This window comes from Helicobacter pylori NQ4053 (assembly GCF_000274605.1).
Lineage (GTDB): Bacteria > Campylobacterota > Campylobacteria > Campylobacterales > Helicobacteraceae > Helicobacter > Helicobacter pylori_CV.
On record NZ_AKNV01000006.1, the window covers coordinates 308465 to 327480 of the forward strand.

The 19016-nt window shown below is 39.9% G+C and carries 18 protein-coding genes and 1 pseudogene; 10 read left to right on the forward strand and 9 right to left on the reverse strand.

Features of this window, described 5'->3' with window-relative positions; genetic code table 11:
- Nucleotide 1 precedes the first annotated feature (1 nt).
- Both AYS37_RS06705 and fumC read right to left on the reverse strand, forming a co-directional pair.
- The gene (locus AYS37_RS06705; RefSeq protein ID WP_001067660.1) at nucleotides 2-253 is read right to left on the reverse strand and encodes a hypothetical protein; all 252 of its coding nucleotides are present in this window, start codon (nucleotides 251-253) and stop codon (nucleotides 2-4) included.
- Between the two features lie 21 nt (nucleotides 254-274).
- Complete coding sequence (gene fumC / locus AYS37_RS06710) at nucleotides 275-1666, reverse strand: class II fumarate hydratase (protein ID WP_001160460.1); 1392 nt, start codon at nucleotides 1664-1666, stop codon at nucleotides 275-277.
- A 174-nt stretch (nucleotides 1667-1840) separates the two neighbouring features.
- Here fumC and crdA point away from each other — a divergent pair, with 174 nt between their 5' ends.
- From crdA to AYS37_RS06730, 4 genes are read left to right on the forward strand one after another with little or no spacing between them, the layout of a single operon-like run.
- Complete coding sequence (gene crdA, locus AYS37_RS06715) at nucleotides 1841-2218, forward strand: copper resistance determinant CrdA (RefSeq protein ID WP_000731886.1); 378 nt, start codon at nucleotides 1841-1843, stop codon at nucleotides 2216-2218.
- A 4-nt stretch (nucleotides 2219-2222) separates the two neighbouring features.
- Nucleotides 2223-3461, forward strand: coding sequence for a copper resistance outer membrane protein CrdB (crdB, locus tag AYS37_RS06720; protein WP_001256109.1), 1239 nt, complete (start codon nucleotides 2223-2225; stop codon nucleotides 3459-3461).
- Nucleotides 3458-4483 carry an efflux RND transporter periplasmic adaptor subunit gene (locus AYS37_RS06725; RefSeq protein ID WP_000826097.1) on the forward strand — a complete coding sequence of 342 codons (1026 nt, stop codon included), beginning with the start codon at nucleotides 3458-3460 and terminating at the stop codon, nucleotides 4481-4483. Before crdB ends, AYS37_RS06725 begins: the two co-directional genes overlap by 4 nt.
- The gene (locus AYS37_RS06730) at nucleotides 4484-7591 is read left to right on the forward strand and encodes an efflux RND transporter permease subunit (protein ID WP_000570412.1); all 3108 of its coding nucleotides are present in this window, start codon (nucleotides 4484-4486) and stop codon (nucleotides 7589-7591) included.
- Here AYS37_RS06730 and AYS37_RS06735 read toward each other — a convergent pair.
- From AYS37_RS06735 to dnaJ, 3 genes are read right to left on the reverse strand one after another with little or no spacing between them, the layout of a single operon-like run.
- Nucleotides 7572-7928 (reverse strand): branched-chain amino acid transporter permease, encoded by a 357-nt coding sequence (locus tag AYS37_RS06735; protein WP_000928528.1) that lies wholly within the window; start codon nucleotides 7926-7928, stop codon nucleotides 7572-7574. The two genes, AYS37_RS06730 and AYS37_RS06735, sit on opposite strands and share 20 nt — an antisense overlap.
- Complete coding sequence (gene azlC / locus AYS37_RS06740) at nucleotides 7922-8608, reverse strand: azaleucine resistance protein AzlC (RefSeq protein ID WP_000543665.1); 687 nt, start codon at nucleotides 8606-8608, stop codon at nucleotides 7922-7924. The genes AYS37_RS06735 and azlC overlap by 7 nt, the downstream gene beginning before the upstream one ends.
- A gap of 10 nt (nucleotides 8609-8618) precedes the next feature.
- Entirely contained in the window at nucleotides 8619-9728 is a 1110-nt protein-coding gene (dnaJ, locus tag AYS37_RS06745) for a molecular chaperone DnaJ (RefSeq protein WP_000423858.1), read from the reverse strand.
- A gap of 124 nt (nucleotides 9729-9852) precedes the next feature.
- On the opposite strand from dnaJ, the gene AYS37_RS06750 reads away from it, so the two are divergent.
- Nucleotides 9853-10983 carry a hypothetical protein gene (locus AYS37_RS06750; protein WP_001210186.1) on the forward strand — a complete coding sequence of 377 codons (1131 nt, stop codon included), beginning with the start codon at nucleotides 9853-9855 and terminating at the stop codon, nucleotides 10981-10983.
- A 40-nt stretch (nucleotides 10984-11023) separates the two neighbouring features.
- On the opposite strand, the gene mnmA is transcribed toward AYS37_RS06750, so the two are convergent.
- Nucleotides 11024-12052 carry a tRNA 2-thiouridine(34) synthase MnmA gene (mnmA, locus tag AYS37_RS06755; protein WP_000686251.1) on the reverse strand — a complete coding sequence of 343 codons (1029 nt, stop codon included), beginning with the start codon at nucleotides 12050-12052 and terminating at the stop codon, nucleotides 11024-11026.
- A gap of 138 nt (nucleotides 12053-12190) precedes the next feature.
- Between mnmA and AYS37_RS06760 the strand changes: the two genes are divergently transcribed.
- Nucleotides 12191-12952 (forward strand): J domain-containing protein, encoded by a 762-nt coding sequence (locus AYS37_RS06760; protein ID WP_001062406.1) that lies wholly within the window; start codon nucleotides 12191-12193, stop codon nucleotides 12950-12952.
- Here the strand turns inward: AYS37_RS06760 and nadD are convergent.
- Together nadD and nikR are read right to left on the reverse strand one after the other, a co-directional pair.
- Complete coding sequence (gene nadD / locus AYS37_RS06765; RefSeq protein WP_001874756.1) at nucleotides 12949-13464, reverse strand: nicotinate (nicotinamide) nucleotide adenylyltransferase; 516 nt, start codon at nucleotides 13462-13464, stop codon at nucleotides 12949-12951. The genes AYS37_RS06760 and nadD overlap by 4 nt on opposite strands.
- Entirely contained in the window at nucleotides 13457-13903 is a 447-nt protein-coding gene (nikR, locus tag AYS37_RS06770; RefSeq protein WP_000380770.1) for a nickel-responsive transcriptional regulator NikR, read from the reverse strand. The genes nadD and nikR overlap by 8 nt, the downstream gene beginning before the upstream one ends.
- A gap of 325 nt (nucleotides 13904-14228) precedes the next feature.
- Between nikR and exbB the strand changes: the two genes are divergently transcribed.
- The 4 genes and pseudogenes from exbB (at nucleotide 14229) to hopM (ending at nucleotide 18134) form a co-directional block, all read left to right on the forward strand.
- Nucleotides 14229-14666, forward strand: coding sequence for a TonB-system energizer ExbB (gene exbB, locus AYS37_RS06775; protein WP_001874757.1), 438 nt, complete (start codon nucleotides 14229-14231; stop codon nucleotides 14664-14666).
- Entirely contained in the window at nucleotides 14663-15052 is a 390-nt protein-coding gene (gene exbD / locus AYS37_RS06780) for a TonB system transport protein ExbD (protein ID WP_000836371.1), read from the forward strand. Before exbB ends, exbD begins: the two co-directional genes overlap by 4 nt.
- On the forward strand, nucleotides 15018-15872 hold the full coding sequence (locus tag AYS37_RS06785; RefSeq protein WP_000703718.1) for an energy transducer TonB family protein: 855 nt from the start codon (nucleotides 15018-15020) through the stop codon (nucleotides 15870-15872). Before exbD ends, AYS37_RS06785 begins: the two co-directional genes overlap by 35 nt.
- Before the next feature lie 181 nt (nucleotides 15873-16053).
- Nucleotides 16054-18134: pseudogene (hopM, locus tag AYS37_RS06790) on the forward strand (Hop family outer membrane protein HopM/HopN).
- A gap of 153 nt (nucleotides 18135-18287) precedes the next feature.
- On the opposite strand, the gene AYS37_RS06795 reads toward hopM, so the two are convergent.
- Nucleotides 18288-19013: a TerC family protein gene (locus AYS37_RS06795; protein ID WP_000395234.1), complete on the reverse strand. Its 726-nt coding sequence runs from the start codon at nucleotides 19011-19013 to the stop codon at nucleotides 18288-18290.
- Between the last annotated feature and the right edge of the window lie 3 nt (nucleotides 19014-19016).

The following is a 19016-nucleotide window of genomic DNA, read 5'->3' on the forward strand; positions in this document are numbered from 1 at the left end:
CCTACTCACACGCTCCATGCGTTATCCTGTTTCCTCTTAGCTTCTTAATAAACTCTGTTAATTCTTTTTCAAAGTTTTTCACGTTTTTTCTGTCGCCTGGCGATGAGGGGATAGTCAAATGATTCGCCCCACTAGTCAGCTTGGCGTGCTTGCTTCCAGATTCCAAATAAAGATTCAAATCTTTATTGTCATGCAACGCCTCTTTTAAGATCTTACGAATCTCTTTGCTATGAGTGGCTTTTTCAGGATTCATCTCACACGCCCACCCAAGGTTTCAAGCCTTAGGCCCAATCATCTTTTCAGGCACCACGAATTTGTCAAAATCTTCAGTGCTCAAGAGTTTCAATTCCACCGCACTTTCTTTTAGAGAAATGCCTTTTTTGTGGGCGTTTTTAGCGATTTTAGCGGCGTTTTCATAGCCTACATGCGGGTTTAGGGCGGTTACTAGCATTAAAGAATGGTGCAAGTAATAATCAATTTTTTCTCTATTAGGCTCAATACCGCTCGCGCAATGGGTATTAAAACTTTCCATGCTATCGCTTAAGAGCCTCAAACTTTGCAAGAAGTTATAAATAATCACCGGCTTGAACACGTTCAATTCAAAATTACCCTGACTGGCCGCAATGCCAATAGCGGTATCATTCCCCATCACTTGCACGGCCACCATGGTCATCGCTTCGCATTGCGTGGGGTTGACTTTACCAGGCATAATAGAACTGCCCGGCTCGTTTTCAGGGATATTAAGCTCGCCCAAACCACAGCGCGGCCCGCTCGCAAGCCATCTAATATCGTTAGCGATTTTCATTAAATTCGCCGCTAAAGCCTTAAAAGCCCCATGCGCATAAGCGATAGCGTCATGGCTAGTGAGCGCATGGAATTTATTGGGCGCAGAGATGAATTTCACGCCGCTAAACTCGCTCAATTCTTCAGCCACTTTTTCACTCAATTCTTTATGAGCGTTTAGCCCTGTGCCTACGGCCGTCCCACCTATGGCCAATTCTCTTAAATGCTCCAAACTCTCTAAAATTTGTTGTTTAGAATGCTCTAGCATGCTCGCATACCCGCTAAATTCTTGCCCCAAAGTTAAAGGCGTAGCGTCTTGTAAATGCGTGCGTCCGATTTTGACAATCTCTTTAAATTGTTGGCTTTTGTCTTTAAAAGTCTTTAACAAATTCTCTAAACTAGGGAGCAGTTTGTGCGTGATTTCTAGCACACTCACAATGTGCATAGCGGTAGGGAAAGTGTCGTTGGAGCTTTGAGACATGTTCACATCATCGTTAGGGTGGATGAGTTTTTTCTCTCTAAAATTACCCCCTAAAATTTCGGTAGCCTTATTGGCAATGACTTCATTGAGGTTCATGTTCGTTTGAGTCCCGCTCCCTGTTTGCCATATCGCTAAGGGAAACTCGCCGCACAACTCGCCTTTTAAAATGCAATCGCATGCCTTGATAATGGCTTGCGATTTTTCCAGACTCAATTTCCCTAACTTGTGATTGACAACCGCCAGACTCCTTTTGAGTTTGGCAAACGCGCCAATGAGTTCTTTAGGCATTTTTTCAATGCCGATTTTAAAGTTTTCAAGACTGCGTTGTGTTTGAGCCCCCCAGTATTGGCTATCATCTACTTTGATTTCGCCCATCGTGTCATGTTCAATCCTAAATTGCATGCTAATCCTTTGAAATTTGATTTTAAAACCTTAAAAAAATAGCATAAACTCTTATACCTTCTACTTAAAAACCCTAATTTTTTAAACACCATTTCCACAATTTTTACACAAAAGAGGGTTATTATCCGTTCGCAACAAGGATTTCCTTGTTATCTTAATTTAAAGGTCAAAACGATGAAAAAGTTAGCCACTTTATTTTTAATAAGCGTGTTGGGGGTTATGAGTTTGAACGCATGGGAGCAAACCCTAAAAGCTAATGATTTGGAAGTGAAAATCAAATCCGTGGGTAACCCCATTAAAGGCGATAACACTTTTGTGCTTAGCCCCACTTTAAAAGGTAAGGCTTTAGAAAAAGCTATCGTTAGGGTGCAGTTTATGATGCCTGAAATGCCTGGCATGCCAGCGATGAAAGAAATGGCGCAAGTGAGTGAAAAAAACGGCCTTTATGAAGCTAAAACCAATCTTTCCATGAACGGGACATGGCAAGTTAGGGTGGATATTAAATCCAAAGAAGGCAAAGTTTATCGCGCTAAAACAAGCCTGGATTTATAAGTGCATGCGATCTTTTATAAGCGCGTTTGATAAAAGGGGTGTTTTAATACGCCTCCTAACAGCCTTGTTACTGCTTTTTAGTTTGGGTTTGGCTAAAGATTTAGAGATCCAATCTTTTGTGGCTAAATACCTTTCTAAAAATCAAAAAATACAAGCCTTACAAGAGCAAATTGACGCTTTAAATTCTCAAGAAAAAGTCGTTAGCAAATGGGATAACCCTATTTTGTATTTAGGCTATAACAACGCTAACGTGAGCGATTTTTTCAGGCTGGATAGCACCTTAATGCAAAACATGAGCTTGGGATTGTCTCAAAAAGTGGATTTAAATGGTAAAAAACTCACGCAATCTCAAATGATCAATCTAGAAAAGCAAAAAAAGATATTAGAGCTTAAAAAAACCAAACAGCAATTAGCGATCAATTTAATGATAAATGGCATTGAAAATTATAAAAACCAACAAGAAATAGAGCTTTTAAAGACAGCGATTAAAAACTTAGAAAACACCCTCTATCAAGCCAACCATTCCAGTTCGCCCGATTTAATAGCGATCGCTAAATTAGAAATTTTAAAATCGCAATTAGAAATCAAAAAAAACAATTTAGAAGAAGCGCTCTCTAGCAGCCATTATTCCATGGGCGAATTGGCTTTTAAAGAAAACGAGATTTTAAGCATTGCCCCTAAAAATTTTGAATTTAATAAAGAGCAAGAGCTATATAACATCAGCGCCACTAATTACGATATTGCGATCGCCAGGCTTGATGAAGAAAAAGCGCAAAAAGACATCACTTTGGCTAAAAAAAGCTTTTTAGAAGACGTGAATGTTACCGGGGTGTATTATTTCCGCTCCAAACAATACTATAACTACGACATGTTTAGCGTCGCTTTGTCTATCCCCTTACCCCTTTATGGCAAGCAGGCTAAATTAGTGGAGCAAAAGAAAAAAGAAAGCTTGGTGTTTAAAAGCGAAGTGGAAAACGCCAAAAACAAAACGCACCACCTGGCCCTAAAACTCCTTAAAAAATTAGAAACCTTGCAAAAAAACCTGGAAGCGATCAATAAAATTGTAAGGCAGAATGAAAAAATCGCGCAAATTTATGCACTTGATTTGAAATCTAATGGCGATTACAACGCTTATTACAACGCTTTTAATGACAAAATCACCATTCAAATCACCCAGCTTGAAACCTTGAGCGCTCTAAATAGCGCTTATTTGTCCTTACAAAACCTTAAAGGATTAGAATGAAACGGCTTTTATTGTTAGCCCTGACCTTATTTTTTAGCCTCTCATGCGCTAACGCTCAAGAAATTAAAGAAACTCAAGAGACTAAAAAAACTAAAGAAGCTAAAAGCCAAACCCGTTTTAATATTTCCACCACTAAGGTCATAGAAAAAGAATTTTCTCAAAGCCGGCGCTATTACGCGATTTTAGAGCCTAATGAAGCGCTGATTTTTTCTCAAACCCTGCGTTTTGATGGCTATGTGGAAAAGCTTTATGCGAATAAAACCTATACCCCCATTAAAAAGGGCGATAGGTTATTGAGCGTGTATTCCCCTGAATTAGCGGGCGTTCAAAGCGAGTTGTTATCATCATTGAAATTCAACCAACAAGTGGGAGCGATTAAAGAAAAACTCAAACTATTAGGGCTAGAAAACTCTAGCATTGAAAAAATCATCAGCACCCATAAAGTCCAAAATGAAATGACTATTTACTCTCGCTTCAACGGCGTTATTTTTAAAAAAAGCCCGGATCTCAATGAGGGGAGTTTCATTAAAAAAGGGCAAGAGTTGTTTCAAATCATAGATTTAAGCCAATTGTGGGCACTTGTTAAAGTCAATCAAGAGGATTTAGAGTTTTTAAAAAACACGCATCAAGCGATCTTGTTCGTAGAAGGGGTTAAAGGCAAGCAAGAAATCACGCTTGAAAACATCAACCCCATCATAAATGTGCAAGATAAAATGCTAGAAGCGCGCTTCAATGTGCCTAATGTCAAACAGCTTTATTACCCTAACATGTTCGCTCAAGTAGAAATCTTTCACAAACCCCAAAAAATGAAGATTTTGCCTAAAGAAGCGGTTTTGATTAAGGGGGGGAAAACTATCGTGTTTAAAAAAGATGATTTTGGCTTAAGCCCGTTAGAAATTAAAGCCGTTCGCTTGAGCGATGGGAGTTATGAAATTTTAGAGGGTTTAGAAGCGGGTGAAGAAGTCGCTAATAACGCTTTATTCGTGCTAGACGCTGACGCTCAAAACAATGGGGATTATTGAATGATAGAAAAAATCATTGATTTAAGCGTTAAAAACAAACTCCTTACCACTTTAGTCACTCTACTCATTTTTTTAGCCTCTTTGTGGGCGATAAAAAGCGTTCGTTTAGACGCTTTGCCGGATTTAAGCCCCGCTCAAGTGGTCGTGCAAATCACTTACCCCAATCAAAGCCCTAAAATCGTGCAAGAGCAGGTTACTTACCCACTAGTTTCTACTTTCATGAGCATCGCTAACATTGACACGGTTAGGGGGATTTCTAGCTATGAAAGCGCTCTGATTTACATCATTTTTAAAGACGGCGTCAATTTGTATTGGGCTAGGGATAGGGTTTTAGAGCAGCTAAACCGAGTGAATAATCTGCCTAAGGACGCTAAAGTGGAAATAGGGAGCGATTCCACTTCTATTGGCTGGGCGTATCAATACGCTCTATCTAGCGATAGCAAGAATTTAAGCGATTTGAAAGTCTTGCAAGATTTCTATTACCGCTACGCGCTTTTAGGGGTTGATGGGGTGAGTGAGATTGCGAGTGTGGGGGGATTTGTAAAAGATTATGAAGTAACGCTTCAAAACGATTCTTTGATCCGCTATAACTTGAGTTTGGAGCAAGTCGCTAACGCGATTAAAAATTCCAATAACGATACCGGTGGGGGGGTTATTTTAGAAAACGGGTTTGAAAAAATTATAAGATCGCATGGCTATATCCAATCTTTGAAGGATTTAGAAGAAATTGTGGTTAAAAAAGAAGGGGCTATCCCTTTAAAAATCAAAGATATAGCCAGCGTTAGGCTAGTGCCAAAACCGCGCAGAGGAGCGGCCAATCTCAATGGCGATAAGGAAGTGGTGGGCGGGATTGTCATGGTGCGCTATCACGCTGACACTTATAAGGTGCTTAAAGCCATTAAAGAAAAAATCGCCACCTTACAAGCGAGCAACCCTGATGTGAAAATCACCAGCGTGTATGACAGGAGCGAATTGATTGAAAAAGGCATTGACAATTTAATCCACACGCTCATAGAAGAAAGCGTAATTGTGTTAATCATTATTGCGATTTTCTTACTGCATTTCAGGAGCGCTTTAGTGGTGATTATCACTCTGCCTTTAAGCGTGTGCATCAGTTTCTTACTCATGCGTTATTTCAATATTGAAGCGAGCATCATGAGTTTAGGGGGCATTGCGATCGCTATAGGGGCGATGGTGGATGCGGCTATTGTGATGGTAGAGAACGCTCACAAGCATCTGCAACGCATTGATACAAAAGATGATATTCAAAGGGTTAATGCTATCATGCAAGGGGTTAAGCATGTGGGGGGCGCGATATTTTTTGCTTTAATGATCATCGTGGTTTCTTTCTTGCCAATTTTTGCGCTCACCGGCCAAGAAGAAAAGCTTTTTGCCCCTTTAGCTTACACCAAAACCTTTGCCATGCTAGTAGGAGCGTTGCTTTCTATCACCATGGTCCCTATTTTAATGGTATGGCTCATTAAAGGGCGGATTTTAGAAGAGTCTAAAAACCCGATTAACGCTTTTTTCATGAAAATTTATGGCGCGAGTTTGAATGTTGTGCTTAAGTTCAGATACGCTTTTTTGATAGCGAGCGTTGTGGGTTTAGGGGGCTTGTATGTAGCGTATAAAAAACTCAACTGGGAATTTATCCCCCAAATCAATGAAGGGGTAATCATGTATATGCCTGTAACGCTTAATGGCGTGGGCATTGATACCGCTTTAGAATACTTGAAAAAAAGTAATGCCGCTATCAAGCAACTGGATTTTGTCAAACAGGTTTTTGGCAAGGTGGGGCGTGCTAACACCAGCACCGATGCCGCCGGTTTAGGAATGATAGAAACCTACATTGAATTAAAGCCAAAAAACGAATGGAAAGAAAAGCTCAGCTATAAAGAAGTTAGGGACAAATTGGAAAAAACCTTACAATTAAAAGGCCTGACCAATTCATGGACTTACCCCATTCGTGGGAGGACGGACATGCTCTTAACCGGCATTAGAACGCCCCTAGGCATCAAGCTCTATGGTAATAACACGGATAAATTACAAGAATTAGCGATCCTTATGGAGCAACAGCTCAAAACCCTAAAAGAGAGTTTATCCGTTTTTGCTGAGCGATCGAATAACGGCTACTACATCACGCTGGATTTGAACGATGAAAATTTAGCTCGTTACGGCATCAATAAAAGTGCCGTGTTAGATGCGATTAAATTCGCTTTGGGCGGAGCCACGCTCACGACCATGATTAAAGGCGTAGAAAGCTACCCTATTTCTTTACGCTTAGAAGACACCGAAAGAAACACCATTGAAAAATTAAAAAACCTCTACATCAAAACCGCTTACAATTACATGCCCTTAAGGGAGTTAGCCCGCATCTATTACGACAACTCGCCGGCGGTGTTAAAGAGCGAAAAGGGCTTGAACGTGAATTTTATTTATATTGTGCCGCAAAATGGTATCAGCTCTGACACTTACAGACAACTAGCGATAAAAGCGCTAGAAAAAATCCAATTGCCTAACGGGTATTATTATGAATTCAGCGGCGAAAGCCAGTATTTAGAAGAAGCGTTTAAAACCTTACAATACATCGTGCCGGTGAGTGTGTTTATCATTTTTATTTTAATTGTCTTTGCTTTAAAGAATCTCACTAATTCCTTACTATGCTTTTTCACTCTGCCTTTTGCGTTTTTGGGGGGGTTAATTTTTATGAATCTCATGGGATTTAACATGAGCGTGGCGGCGTTAGTGGGCTTTTTAGCCCTTTTAGGGGTAGCGAGCGAAACGGCTATTGTGATGATTATTTATTTAGAGGATGCGTTTCAAAAGTTCATCAAAACCCCCCTAAAAGAGCAGACGACTACCGCCTTAAAAGAAGCTATCATGCATGGGGCGGTGCTTAGGGTAAGGCCCAAGCTGATGACCTTTTTTAGCATTTTAGCTTCACTCATTCCGATCATGTATAGCCATGGCACCGGAAGTGAAATCATGAAATCCATCGCCGCGCCCATGCTAGGGGGCATGATGAGTAGCGTTGTTTTAACGCTTTTTATTATCCCTACGGCGTATTTTGTGATTAAAAACGCTAGGGTTAGGAAACATGAATATTAAAAAAAACCTTTTCTAACGCATGGCTTTGGACTAAAACCATATAAAGAATGGTAGGGAGCGTGATGCTTAAAACAAACACCTTAAAAATGCGGTGCAAAAGGATAACGGATAAAAAAGCGGTGATTTCATTGATCCCATAAGGGGGTTTTAAAACGTGAATGTCTTTAAAACAATAGATCACGAGCATGCCTATCACTGAGCATGATAAAGCCCTACCCAAATAACGCACAAAGTCGTTGGGCGGGTTTTTTGCATTAAACACCATAAAAGGCCAAATGCGTGTGAAATAAGTCGTTATTATAATGACTAAAATAATGAGTATAGAATGCATTAACATTCTAACTGCTTTCTAAACAAAATGAGGGCAAGCACCATTAAAACTAAAGCAATGAGCAAAAAGTATTCAGTCCCAAAGAGCGCTAAACAAACGACCGCAATAATAATCCCAAGCCATGCGTTTTTGTGGTTTGTGTTTCGTTTGTATTGCTCCATGAACAGCACGATAAAAATCGCTGTCATCACAAATTCCATGCCTTGAGTGTCAAAAGAAAAATGCGAACCCACCAACGAACCCACTAACGAGCCAAAAATCCAATAAGAGTGGTTGAGTAAGGAAATACTAAAAATGAAGTCTTTTTCACTCACCCCCTCTTTAGGGGCGTATAAATTCAATAAAGCAAAGGTTTCATCCGTGAGCGCATGCGCTAAATAGGGCAAACGCCATTGGGTGTTTTTAAATCGATCTAGCATAGAAAGCGCATAACAAGTCTGCCTCGCATTCACTAACAAGCTCACAATAACGACATTCATCAAACTCGCTTGCGCGCTTAAAAGCGTGATCGCTACGAATTGCACCGCCCCAGCATAGATGAATAATGACATGAACAGAGCGACTTTATAATCATAGCCATGCTGGACTAAAAGCATTCCAAAAGTCATTCCCATAAGCAAATACCCTAAAAAGATAGAAATGGTATGAGGGAAAGCGTCTTTGAAGGCTTTTAGAAAATCATGCATCAACAACCTTTCATTTAAACCAGCCTTTAATTTTAGAAATACAGGTTTCTAAAACGCTTTTATGCGGCTCGCCCTCATAGCCAAAACTCGCATGCAACTTTTCCAATAATTCTTGCTGCTCTTTATTCAAACTTTTAGGGTAAATCACTTGCAATTCCACGATCAAACTCCCTCTATAAGAGCTTTCCGGGTGTTTCACGCCCTCGTTTCTAAACGCAAAAGTCTGCCTGTCTTTGGCGTTTCTAGGGATTTTTAATTCCAATTCGTCCCCTTTTAAAGACGGCACTTTAATCGTATGCCCTAAAGCGATAGTGGTGAAAAATACCGGCGCTTCAATGAACAAATCACAGCCTTCGCGCTTGAAATGCTCATCTTCTTTGACTCGCGCTTCTAAATACAAATCCCCTCTTTTTCCCTTCTCGTATTCATTGCCTTTATTTTTAAGCACCATGCGGTTTTGATCATCAATGCCCTCAGGGATCATCGCATCAATTTCTTCATCTTTAAGGATGTAGGTTTTACCCTTACACGCTTGGCATGGGGTTTTAATGGTTTTGCCCTTGCCTTTACACGCCCCGCAAGTTTGCGCAAAACTCATAAAACCTTGACGCATAAACACTTGCCCTTGCCCGTTGCATTGCTTGCAAGTTTCTAGGGCTTTATCTTTAGCGCCTGTGCCATCGCAACTCTCACAAACGCTTTGGTATTGGACTTTAATGGTTTTCTTACAGCCAAAAACCGCTTCTTTAAAACTCAATTCAATAATTTGCAAATAATCCGGTGCGATAGAGCTTTTTTGCCTTTTACTCCCTCTAGCGCCAAAGCCAAAAGCGTCTTCAAAAAACGAGCCTAAATCTTCAAAAAAATCAGAAAAATCGCTCTGGCTTGCACCGGCTTGGTTTAAGCCTTTTTTGCCATACCTATCGTATAAAGCCCGCTTCTTTTCATCGCTTAGCACCCCATAGGCTTCATTGATGAGCTTGAATTTTTCTTCGGCCTCTTTATCGCCGGCGTTTCGGTCCGGGTGGTATTTTAAAGCCAGCTTTCTGTAAGACTTTTTAATGGTCTCTTGGTTGCTGTGTTTTTCCACTTCTAAAATTTCATAATAACTCAATTCCACGATCGCTCCAAAAATGGCATCAAAACGCTTATTTTATCTTAAAAGCGATGAGTTTGCGTGTTTTAGCGCATGCCAAAACTTAGATAAAATAACACGATGAAACTATAGTAATAAAGATAACCCCATGAGATTTTTTTGCTTTTTCTTATTTTTTCTAACCTTTTCAAACGCGCAGATAATGATGACTTTTGATTCTCAAACTAACGCCAAGCTCTCGCGCTCCAACGAACAGCTTTCTGACATGCTTTACAAACTCAATGAAAGTTTAAGGATCTATCAAAGCGTGCTTTCCAATAACCAGGATCAACTTAAAGAAATCAAAAAGGCTAACAGCACCCTAACTAGCCAGAGGCGTTTTTTTAACGCTAGCCAGATCCGCCTTATGGACACTGATGCGTTATTGAAGCAAAGCGCTTTGGAATTAGAAAAATTACAAGCTTTAGAAAAACGCTTAAAAGAGAGCATGGAACAAGAACGCTTAATCAAAGAATCCCAAACGCTTTTTTTACAAGAGCATTGCCCTTATTTGAGCGGTGTTAAGAATTTAGAAGAGGCGTCAAACGCTTTAGAAGTCCAAGAACAAAACAACGCCCTTTTCTTGCTCAAAGAGCCTAAACTCGCCCATTTGCTCTCACGATTAGACTTAATGAGTGCTTTAAACGCCTTATGCGATCAAGTTTTAGAAAACCAAGCCCATAACCAACAATCCCATAACAAAACCCTAGAATACAACGCTCTTATAAACCATGATTTTCAAGCCTATAAAGCCATGCGTTTGAAAAAATTTAAAAACAAGCTTCAAAGCCAAATCCAAGCTAAAGAAGACGCTCTAAAAACCTTTTTACCCCTAGAAAAACGCCTAGAAACTTTAAAAACGCATTTTTTATGCGATAAAGAAAACCTCAAATCATGCGCTAAAGAATTGCACCAACGCTACCAAAACGCTCTCATAGAGCGGGACAAAGAATTAAAAAACGCTAAAAATAATAAAGAAAAGCATGCTCTAATCTTAGCCAATTACGAGCATACGCTAAAAACCTTGAATGTAGAATTTTTAAGCGAATTGAGTGAGCAAATGGCGTTTTTGAATGAAACCATGGCGTTAAACGCCAAAGTTTTAGCCCTTTTAGCCAAACAACCGACTAAAAAGCCCCTAAATTTGAGCGGTGATTTGAGCAATGAAAAGGCTCTTATTAAAAATATCCGCTTAGATCCGCATGGATTCCCTAGCTTTAAAAATTTTAAGCGAGAGTGAGTTAAAAAAGCGATCAACTAGGCTATAAACGCCAAAAGCCCTAAACGATCACGCCCCCGCCCAGCAAGATGTCATCTTGATAAACGACCAAAGCTTGCCCTTTAGCCACGCCATAAAAAGGCTCTTTAAACTCCACCTCAATCACCTCATCTTTTAAGCTGACAAACGCTTTAGCAGGCACGCTCCTGTAACGGGCCTTGATAAAATATTCGCCATCTTTAAAATCTTTCATTAAAGATTTGTTTTTAGCCTTAAGCGAATGCGTGGCGAGATCTTCTTTTTTGCCCACAATCAACTCGTTCTTTTTAGCGTCAATCCCCACCACAAAATGCGGCTCTAACGCACCTTTAATACTAAAGCCTTTGCGTTTGCCAATCGTGTATTGCATATAACCCTTATGCGTGCCAATGATTTCGCCTTGTAGGTTCTTCACCACGCCCTCTTTTTCCACTTCAACATGCTTTTTTAAGGTGTCAATGTAGCTTTTTTCCACAAAGCAAATTTCTTGAGATTCCTTATAAGTCTCTAAAGTGCCTAAAAAAGGCATCGCATTCAAGGCTAAAGGTTTAATGTCTTTTTTTAACAAATCCCCTAAAGGGAACACCAATTTAGCGATGACTTCATGCTCTAAAGCGTATAAAAAATAGCTCTGATCTTTAGTCTTATCCAAAGCCTCTTGAATATAACTTACCTTATCAATTTCTTTGACTCTCGCATAATGCCCGGTAGCGATCTTTTCACACCCTAATTTTAAAGCGTGATCTAAAGCTAGCCCAAACTTCATTAAAGGGTTACACAACGCGCATGGGTTAGGGGTTTGCCCTTCTTCATAGGCGCTGATAAATTCATCATAAACCGCGCTTTTAAAATCCTTTTGAAAATCCAACACCTCTAAAGGAATGCCTAAAAACTCGCATGCTTTTTGAGCGTTTTTGATGTATAAATCATGCTTTTTTTCACTCGCATGGAGTTTCAAATAAATCCCCACTAATTCATGCCCTTGCTCTTTTAAGCTATAAGCGCTATAAGAGCTATCCACCCCCCCACTGAGTAATACCGCTATTTTCATTTTTGTATCTTTCATTATGAGTTATGGCTTGTAGTCTAGCGCAAAAACCATTCATAACTACCTTTTTTAACCATTGGCATGCTAAAATACGCCTAATATTTTTTAAAACCACCTAAAACGCATGGAGAAATGAGGGTAATGGCCAAGATTGAATTGTTAGCCAAATTCACGCAAATCGCGCTCCCTAACAGCCACCCTTTATTGAAAAAAGTTTTACACTACGCCAAAAAACATTTCAGCCAGTGCCACATGCTCTCTTCATCGTTGCTCATTTTAAACGACACGGAATGCTTTAAAAAAAACTACTTGCTCAATTGGGTCTATCATGCCCTTGAATGCGTGCATGAGAAAGATATTAGCACGCATTCTTTAGAAGAGGTTTTACAAAAAAGCCACCTGCCCATACGCATCAAAATCATCAATCAAAACACGCTTTTAGAAAAGATAGAAGTGAAAGTTTTAACCTTTGGGGCAGAATACGCGCTTTTTATCACCAAGCACCCTATCGCTAAGCGCTTTTTACACCAGAAATTTAGCGGCTATGTGTTTTTAGAAACCCAAGATGAATTGCATATAAGAGGCGATTCAGAGCGTTTTTGGGAGCTTATTGTAACGCTCAATGAAAATAGAATCGTCCATAACGCATGCTTAGATTTCATCTACCCTAATGGCTTTGGCAAGGACAGCTACACCACCTTGGCTGAACGCAAATTAAAAGAATGCTATAAAACGCTAGGGTTTATCAAGCATGAAAATTTCAGCGAAGTCAAAAAGCGCTATTTGGAATTGGCTAAAACCTACCACCCTGATTTATGCGATCTTAAAGAAAAAAAGGCTCTTTACGCCAAACGCTTCGCTATCATTCAAGAAGCCTATAGCCACATTAAAAAACACGCCTAAACCCCTAAACTAGCCCTAATCGCGCTAGAAGAAATCGGCGCATCAATGCCTTTTAAAGGGAAATAACGCCCCTTAAATTGGATCTCTTCATAGCCAATCCTTTCAAAAACCACTAATTCCACCCTTTTTAAAAGCTCTGTAGCGTTAGTCCAAGAAGAAAGGTGCCTCAAACAATCCGCCCCTATGACTAAATAAAGCGTTTTAGGGCGGTAAAGTTTTTGGAAATGAAGAACGCTTTCTATCGTAGGCACGGCCCTTTCTTGCTTGATTTCAAAATCGCTCAATAGTACCCTAGGCATTCCCTTTAAAGCTCTTTCCAATTCCTTAAAACGGGTTTTTGCGTCCAAAAAACATGGCTTTTTAAAAGGGTTTTGATAAGCGGGCAAGACAATGAGCTGAGCGAATGGCAGTAATTCTAAAGTTTGCTCAATGATGGCTAAATGAGCCTTGTGCAGAGGATCAAAACTCCCTCCATAGAGCGCTAATTCTTTGTATTTTAAGACGCTATTCATTGTATTCAAAGCTAGACGCCTTAGTCAATTTAGCGAATTTAACCCCCCTAAGCCCTCCGATTTCTAATTGCAAGCGTTGGATTTCAAACGAATTGCCTTGTAAAATAATCGTCTCTAAACAATTATGCTCATCCATGTGAATATGAGTGGTGCATAAAACATGCGTCCCACTGGCGTGCTGAATGTCTATCATGCGCTGGTTTAATTCCCTTTGGTGGTGATCATAAATCACCACAAGCACGGCGATTTTACCCTCATCATTAGGGTTATCTTCGGCCCAATTGTCTTCTACTAATTTTTCCCTGATCATGTCGCGCACCAATTCTGAGCGAGAAGAATAGCCGTTTTTAATGATGCGGTTGTCCAATTCGTCCAATAAATTTTGTTGTAAAGAAACCGAAAAGCGGATGATTGAATCGTCTTTATTGGGTGTATCCATTGAGAAAAATCCTTTTTTGGCATGAGTTTGTTAAAAGCCGCTCATGCTAGTATGATTGAATTAATTTAAAATTAACAATTATAATACAGATCGGATTTAAATGGTTGGTCATAAGAGCGTTTGAATTTGATTGTAATTATTAGCTTAATCATTATTGACTTGTTATTATTAAAACAATATAATCAACAAACTAACATTCTTTTATCATTTTGGAGCATTTATGCGAACGAATGCTTCTTAAAGAGTGCATGCTCTTTAGAGTATGTCTGTATCGCATGTTGCTTTAATCTTAAGGGAATTGTTTTATCATAGACAAGGAGTTTTTATGGGCGGTTTTTCAGTGGGAATGTTGAAAGATTATGTGGACATATTTGTTTTTGCGGTGCTTGGCGTGGCCAGTTTTTTAGCCTTGTGGTTTGCGATTGAAAGGGTTATTTTTTATTCTAAAGTCAATTTGAAAGCTTATGATGATATAGACGCCCTAAATTTGGATTTAACCAAGAATCTAACCATTCTCTATGTGATTTATTCTAACGCGCCTTATGTGGGCTTATTAGGGACGGTTTTAGGGATTATGGTGATTTTCTATGACATGGGCGTGAGCGGCGGGATGGACGCTAAAACGATCATGGTAGGTTTGTCTTTAGCTTTAAAAGCGACCGCTTTAGGGCTTGCTGTGGCGATCCCTACGCTGATTGCATATAATGGCTTATTGAGAAAATCCGATGTTTTGAGCGAAAAATTTAGGATCATGAAAAAATGAAAAGCATCAGAAGAGGCGATGGGCTGAATGTTGTCCCTTTTATTGATATTATGCTCGTTTTGCTAGCGATTGTGTTAAGCGTTTCTACTTTTATCGCGCAAGGTAAGATTAAAGTCAGTCTCCCTAACGCTAAAAATGCGGAAAAATCCCAGCCAAACGATCAAAAAGTGGTGGTCATCTCTGTAGATGAGCATGACAATATTTTCGTAGATGACAAACCGATGAATTTGGAAGCTTTGAGTGCTGTAGTCAAACAAACAGACCCTAAAACCCTTATAGACTTAAAAAGCGACAAAAGCTCTCGTTTTGAAACTTTTATCAGCATTATGGATATTTTAAAAGAGCATAATCATGAAAATTTCTCCATCTCCACAGAAGCTCAGTAAAGTTTCAACGAGTGTTAGCTTTTTAATCTCTTTTGCCCTATACGCTATAGGGTTTGGTTATTTTTTACTGCGCGAAGACGCCCCAGAGCCTTTAGCGCAAGCCGGGACCACTAAGGTTACCATGAGTTTAGCCAGCATTAACACCAATTCTAAAGTGAAGACAAATGCCGAATCCGCTAAACCCAAAGAAGAGCCTAAAGAAAAACCCAAAAAAGAAGAACCCAAAAAAGAGGTTCCAAAGCCTAAACCCAAACCCAAGCCAAAACCCAAGCCTAAGCCAAAACCCAAACCTGAGCCAAAGCCAAAACCTAAACCTGAACCAAAACCCGAGCCTAAGCCTGAACCTAAAGTTGAAGAACCTAAGAAAGAAGAGCCTAAAGAAGAACCCAAAAAAGAAGAAGCTAAAGAGGAAGCTAAAGAAAAAAGCGCTCCTAAACAAGTAACGACTAAAGATATAGTCAAAGAAAAAGACAAGCAAGAAGAATCCAACAAAACCTCTGAGGGTGCAACTTCCGAAGCTCAAGCGTATAACCCAGGGGTGAGTAACGAATTTTTAATGAAGATCCAAACCGCTATTTCTTCTAAGAACCGCTATCCCAAAATGGCGCAAATTAGGGGCATTGAGGGCGAAGTGCTAGTGAGCTTTACGATCAATGCTGATGGGAGCGTTACAGACATTAAAGTTGTCAAAAGCAACACGACAGATATTTTAAACCATGCGGCTTTAGAGGCCATTAAAAGCGCGGCATATTTATTCCCTAAACCAGACGAAACCGTGCATCTAAAAATCCCTATCGCTTATAGCTTGAAAGAAGACTGATTAGCCTTTCTTTTAGGGGCGATTCAAGCCTTAAAAGCCGGGTCAAAGTCCCCATTTTTCCCAATTTTTACAAAAAAAAAACAAAATCTCTAAAATTTAGCGCTAAAATTAGTTAAAATTCCATTCATCGCTTATAATATAAGCTTCTTTTAAGAAGAAAAATCTATTAAAAGGAGAAAACATGAAAATCAAAAAATCCCTCTGGCTCTCTCTTTCTCTCATGCTCTCATTATCAAGGGCTGAAGACGACGGATTTTACATGAGCGTGGGCTATCAGATCGGTGAAGCGGTCCAACAAGTGAAAAACACTGGAGCATTGCAAAATCTTGCAGACAGATACGATAACTTGAGCAACCTTTTAAACCAATACAATTACCTTAACTCTTTAGTCAATCTAGCCAGCACACCGAGTGCGATCACGGGTGCGATTGACAATTTAAGCTCAAGCGCGATCAACCTCACTAGCGCTACCACCACTTCTCCGGCCTATCAAGCTGTGGCTTTAGCGCTCAATGCCGCTGTGGGCATGTGGCAAGTCATAGCCCTTTTTATTGGCTGCGGCCCTGGCCCTACCAACAATCAAAGCTACCAATCGTTTGGTAACACACCAGCCCTTAATGGGACAACCACCACTTGCAATCAAGCGTATGGGACAGGCCCTAATGGCATTCTATCCATTGATGAATACCAAAAACTCAACCAAGCTTATCAAATTATCCAAACCGCTTTAAACCAAAACCAAGGAGGCGGGATGCCTGCCTTGAATGACACCACCAAAACAGGGGTAGTCAACATACAACAAACCAATTATAGGACTACCACACAAAACAATATCATAGAGCATTATTATACAGAGAATGGGAAAGAGATCCCAACCTCTTATTCAGGCGGATCATCATTCTCGCCTACGATACAATTGACATACCACAATGACGCTGAATACCTTTTGCAACAAGCCGCTACTATCATGCAAGTCCTTACCACCCAAAGGCCGCATGTGCAAACGAGCAATGGCGGTAAAGCGTGGGGGTTGAGTTCTACACCTGGGAATGTAGTGGATATTTTTGGCGATAGCTTTAACGCTATTAACGAGATGATCAAAAACGCTCAAGCCGTTTTAGAAAAAACCAAACAGCTTAACGCTAATGAAAACACCCAAATCACGCAACCCAACAATTTCAACCCCTACACTTCTAAAAATAAGCAGTTCGCTCAAGAAATGCTCAATAGAGCTAACGCTCAAGCAGAGATTTTAGGTTTAGCTAAGCAAGTTGCGGACAATTTCCACAGCATTCAAGGGCCTATTCAAGGGGATTTGGAAGAATGTAAAGCAGGATCAGCTGGTGTGATTAACGACAACACTTATGGTTCAGGCTGCGCGTTTGTGAAAGAGACTCTCAATTCTTTAGTGCAACACACCGCTTATTATGGCAACCAGGTCAATCAGGATAGGGCTTTGTCTCAAACCATTTTGAATTTTAAAGAAGCCCTTAACACTTTAAACAACGACTCAAAAGCGATCAATAGCACTATCTCTAGATTGCCTAACGCTAAATCTCTTCAAAACATGACGCATTCCACTCAAAACCCCAATTCCCCAGAAGGTTTGCTCACTTATTCTTTAGATACCAACAAATACAACCAATTCCAAACCATCGCTCAAGAATTAGGCAAAAACCCCTTTAGGCGTATCGGCGTGATTGACTATCAAAACAATAACGGGGCGATGAATGGGATCGGCGTGCAAGTGGGCTATAAGCAATTCTTTGGCAAAAAAGGAATTGGGGGTTAAGGTATTATGGTTTCTTTGATTATAACCATGCTTATATCAAATCTAATTTTTTTAACTCCGCTTCTGATGTGTGGACTTATGGGGTGGGTATGGATGCGCTTTATAACTTCATTAACGATAAAAACACCAACTTTTTAGGCAAAAATAACAAGCTTTCTGTGGGGCTTTTTGGTGGCTTTGCGCTAGCTGGGACTTCGTGGCTTAATTCCCAACAAGTGAATTTGACCATGATGAATGGCATTTATAACGCTAATGTCAGCACTTCTAACTTCCAATTTTTATTCAATCTAGGCTTGAGAATGAACCTCGCTAGGCCCAAGAAAAAAAACAGCGATCATACCGCTCAGCATGGCATTGAATTAGGCTTTAAGATCCCCACGATCAACACCAACTATTATTCTTTCATGGGCGCTAAACTAGAATACAGAAGGCTCTATAGCGTGTATCTCAATTATGTGTTTGCTTATTAAAACCCTCTTTGAACCCCTCTTTTTTTGGGGGAGTGTTGCAAAATGCCCCCCTATTTGCTTGTGAGTTTTGGTTAAAATTTTAGTTACCCACGCTTAAAAAGTGCAAAGCCTTTTACACACAACTCCTTTAATTTTGTTTTTAAAAAACGCTTCTTATTTTTTCATTTTCTTTTCTATGAAAATGTTCAAGCATTCTATGAGCAAGGCAAAACCAATACCCGCATACAAATAATTTTTATCAACATGCAAATGCAAGCCTTCTAAAAACAAAAACACGCCCACAACGAGCAAAAAAACAAAGGCTAAAGTTTTGATGCGATAATGCCTTTCAATAAAATCGCCAACGATTTTGGAAAAAAACATCATCACGATTACAGATAAAATAATAGCAAGCGCCATGACTTCTAGGTGTTTAGCGATCCCAATAGCCGTGATCACGGAGTCTAAAGAAAAAACAATGTCTAAAAACATGATTTCTATTAAAGTGATGGAAAAGCCAAACGCTTTTTCTTGGTGTTTTTCTTTAGGGTAGATCTGCTCTTTTAATTCCACTAACGCTTTAAAAGCCAAAAACGCCCCCCCTACAAGCAGCACCACATCACGCCATGAAAAGCTCATGCCCGCTATAGTGAATAAAGGCTTTTGCAAATGGCTGATAAAAAACAAGCTCCCTAAAAGCCCTATACGAGCGATCATAGCCAGACCCAAGCCTAAAATCATGGCCTTATTTTGCTGGTGTTTGGGGAGTTTATAAACCATCACCGTGATAAAAATGATGTTATCAATCCCTAAAACGATCTCTAAAAGCGTGAGCGTAGCCAAGGAGATTACGCCATGCGGTGTAGAAAGGGCGTCTAGGAGTGAGGATAAAAATTCCATAAA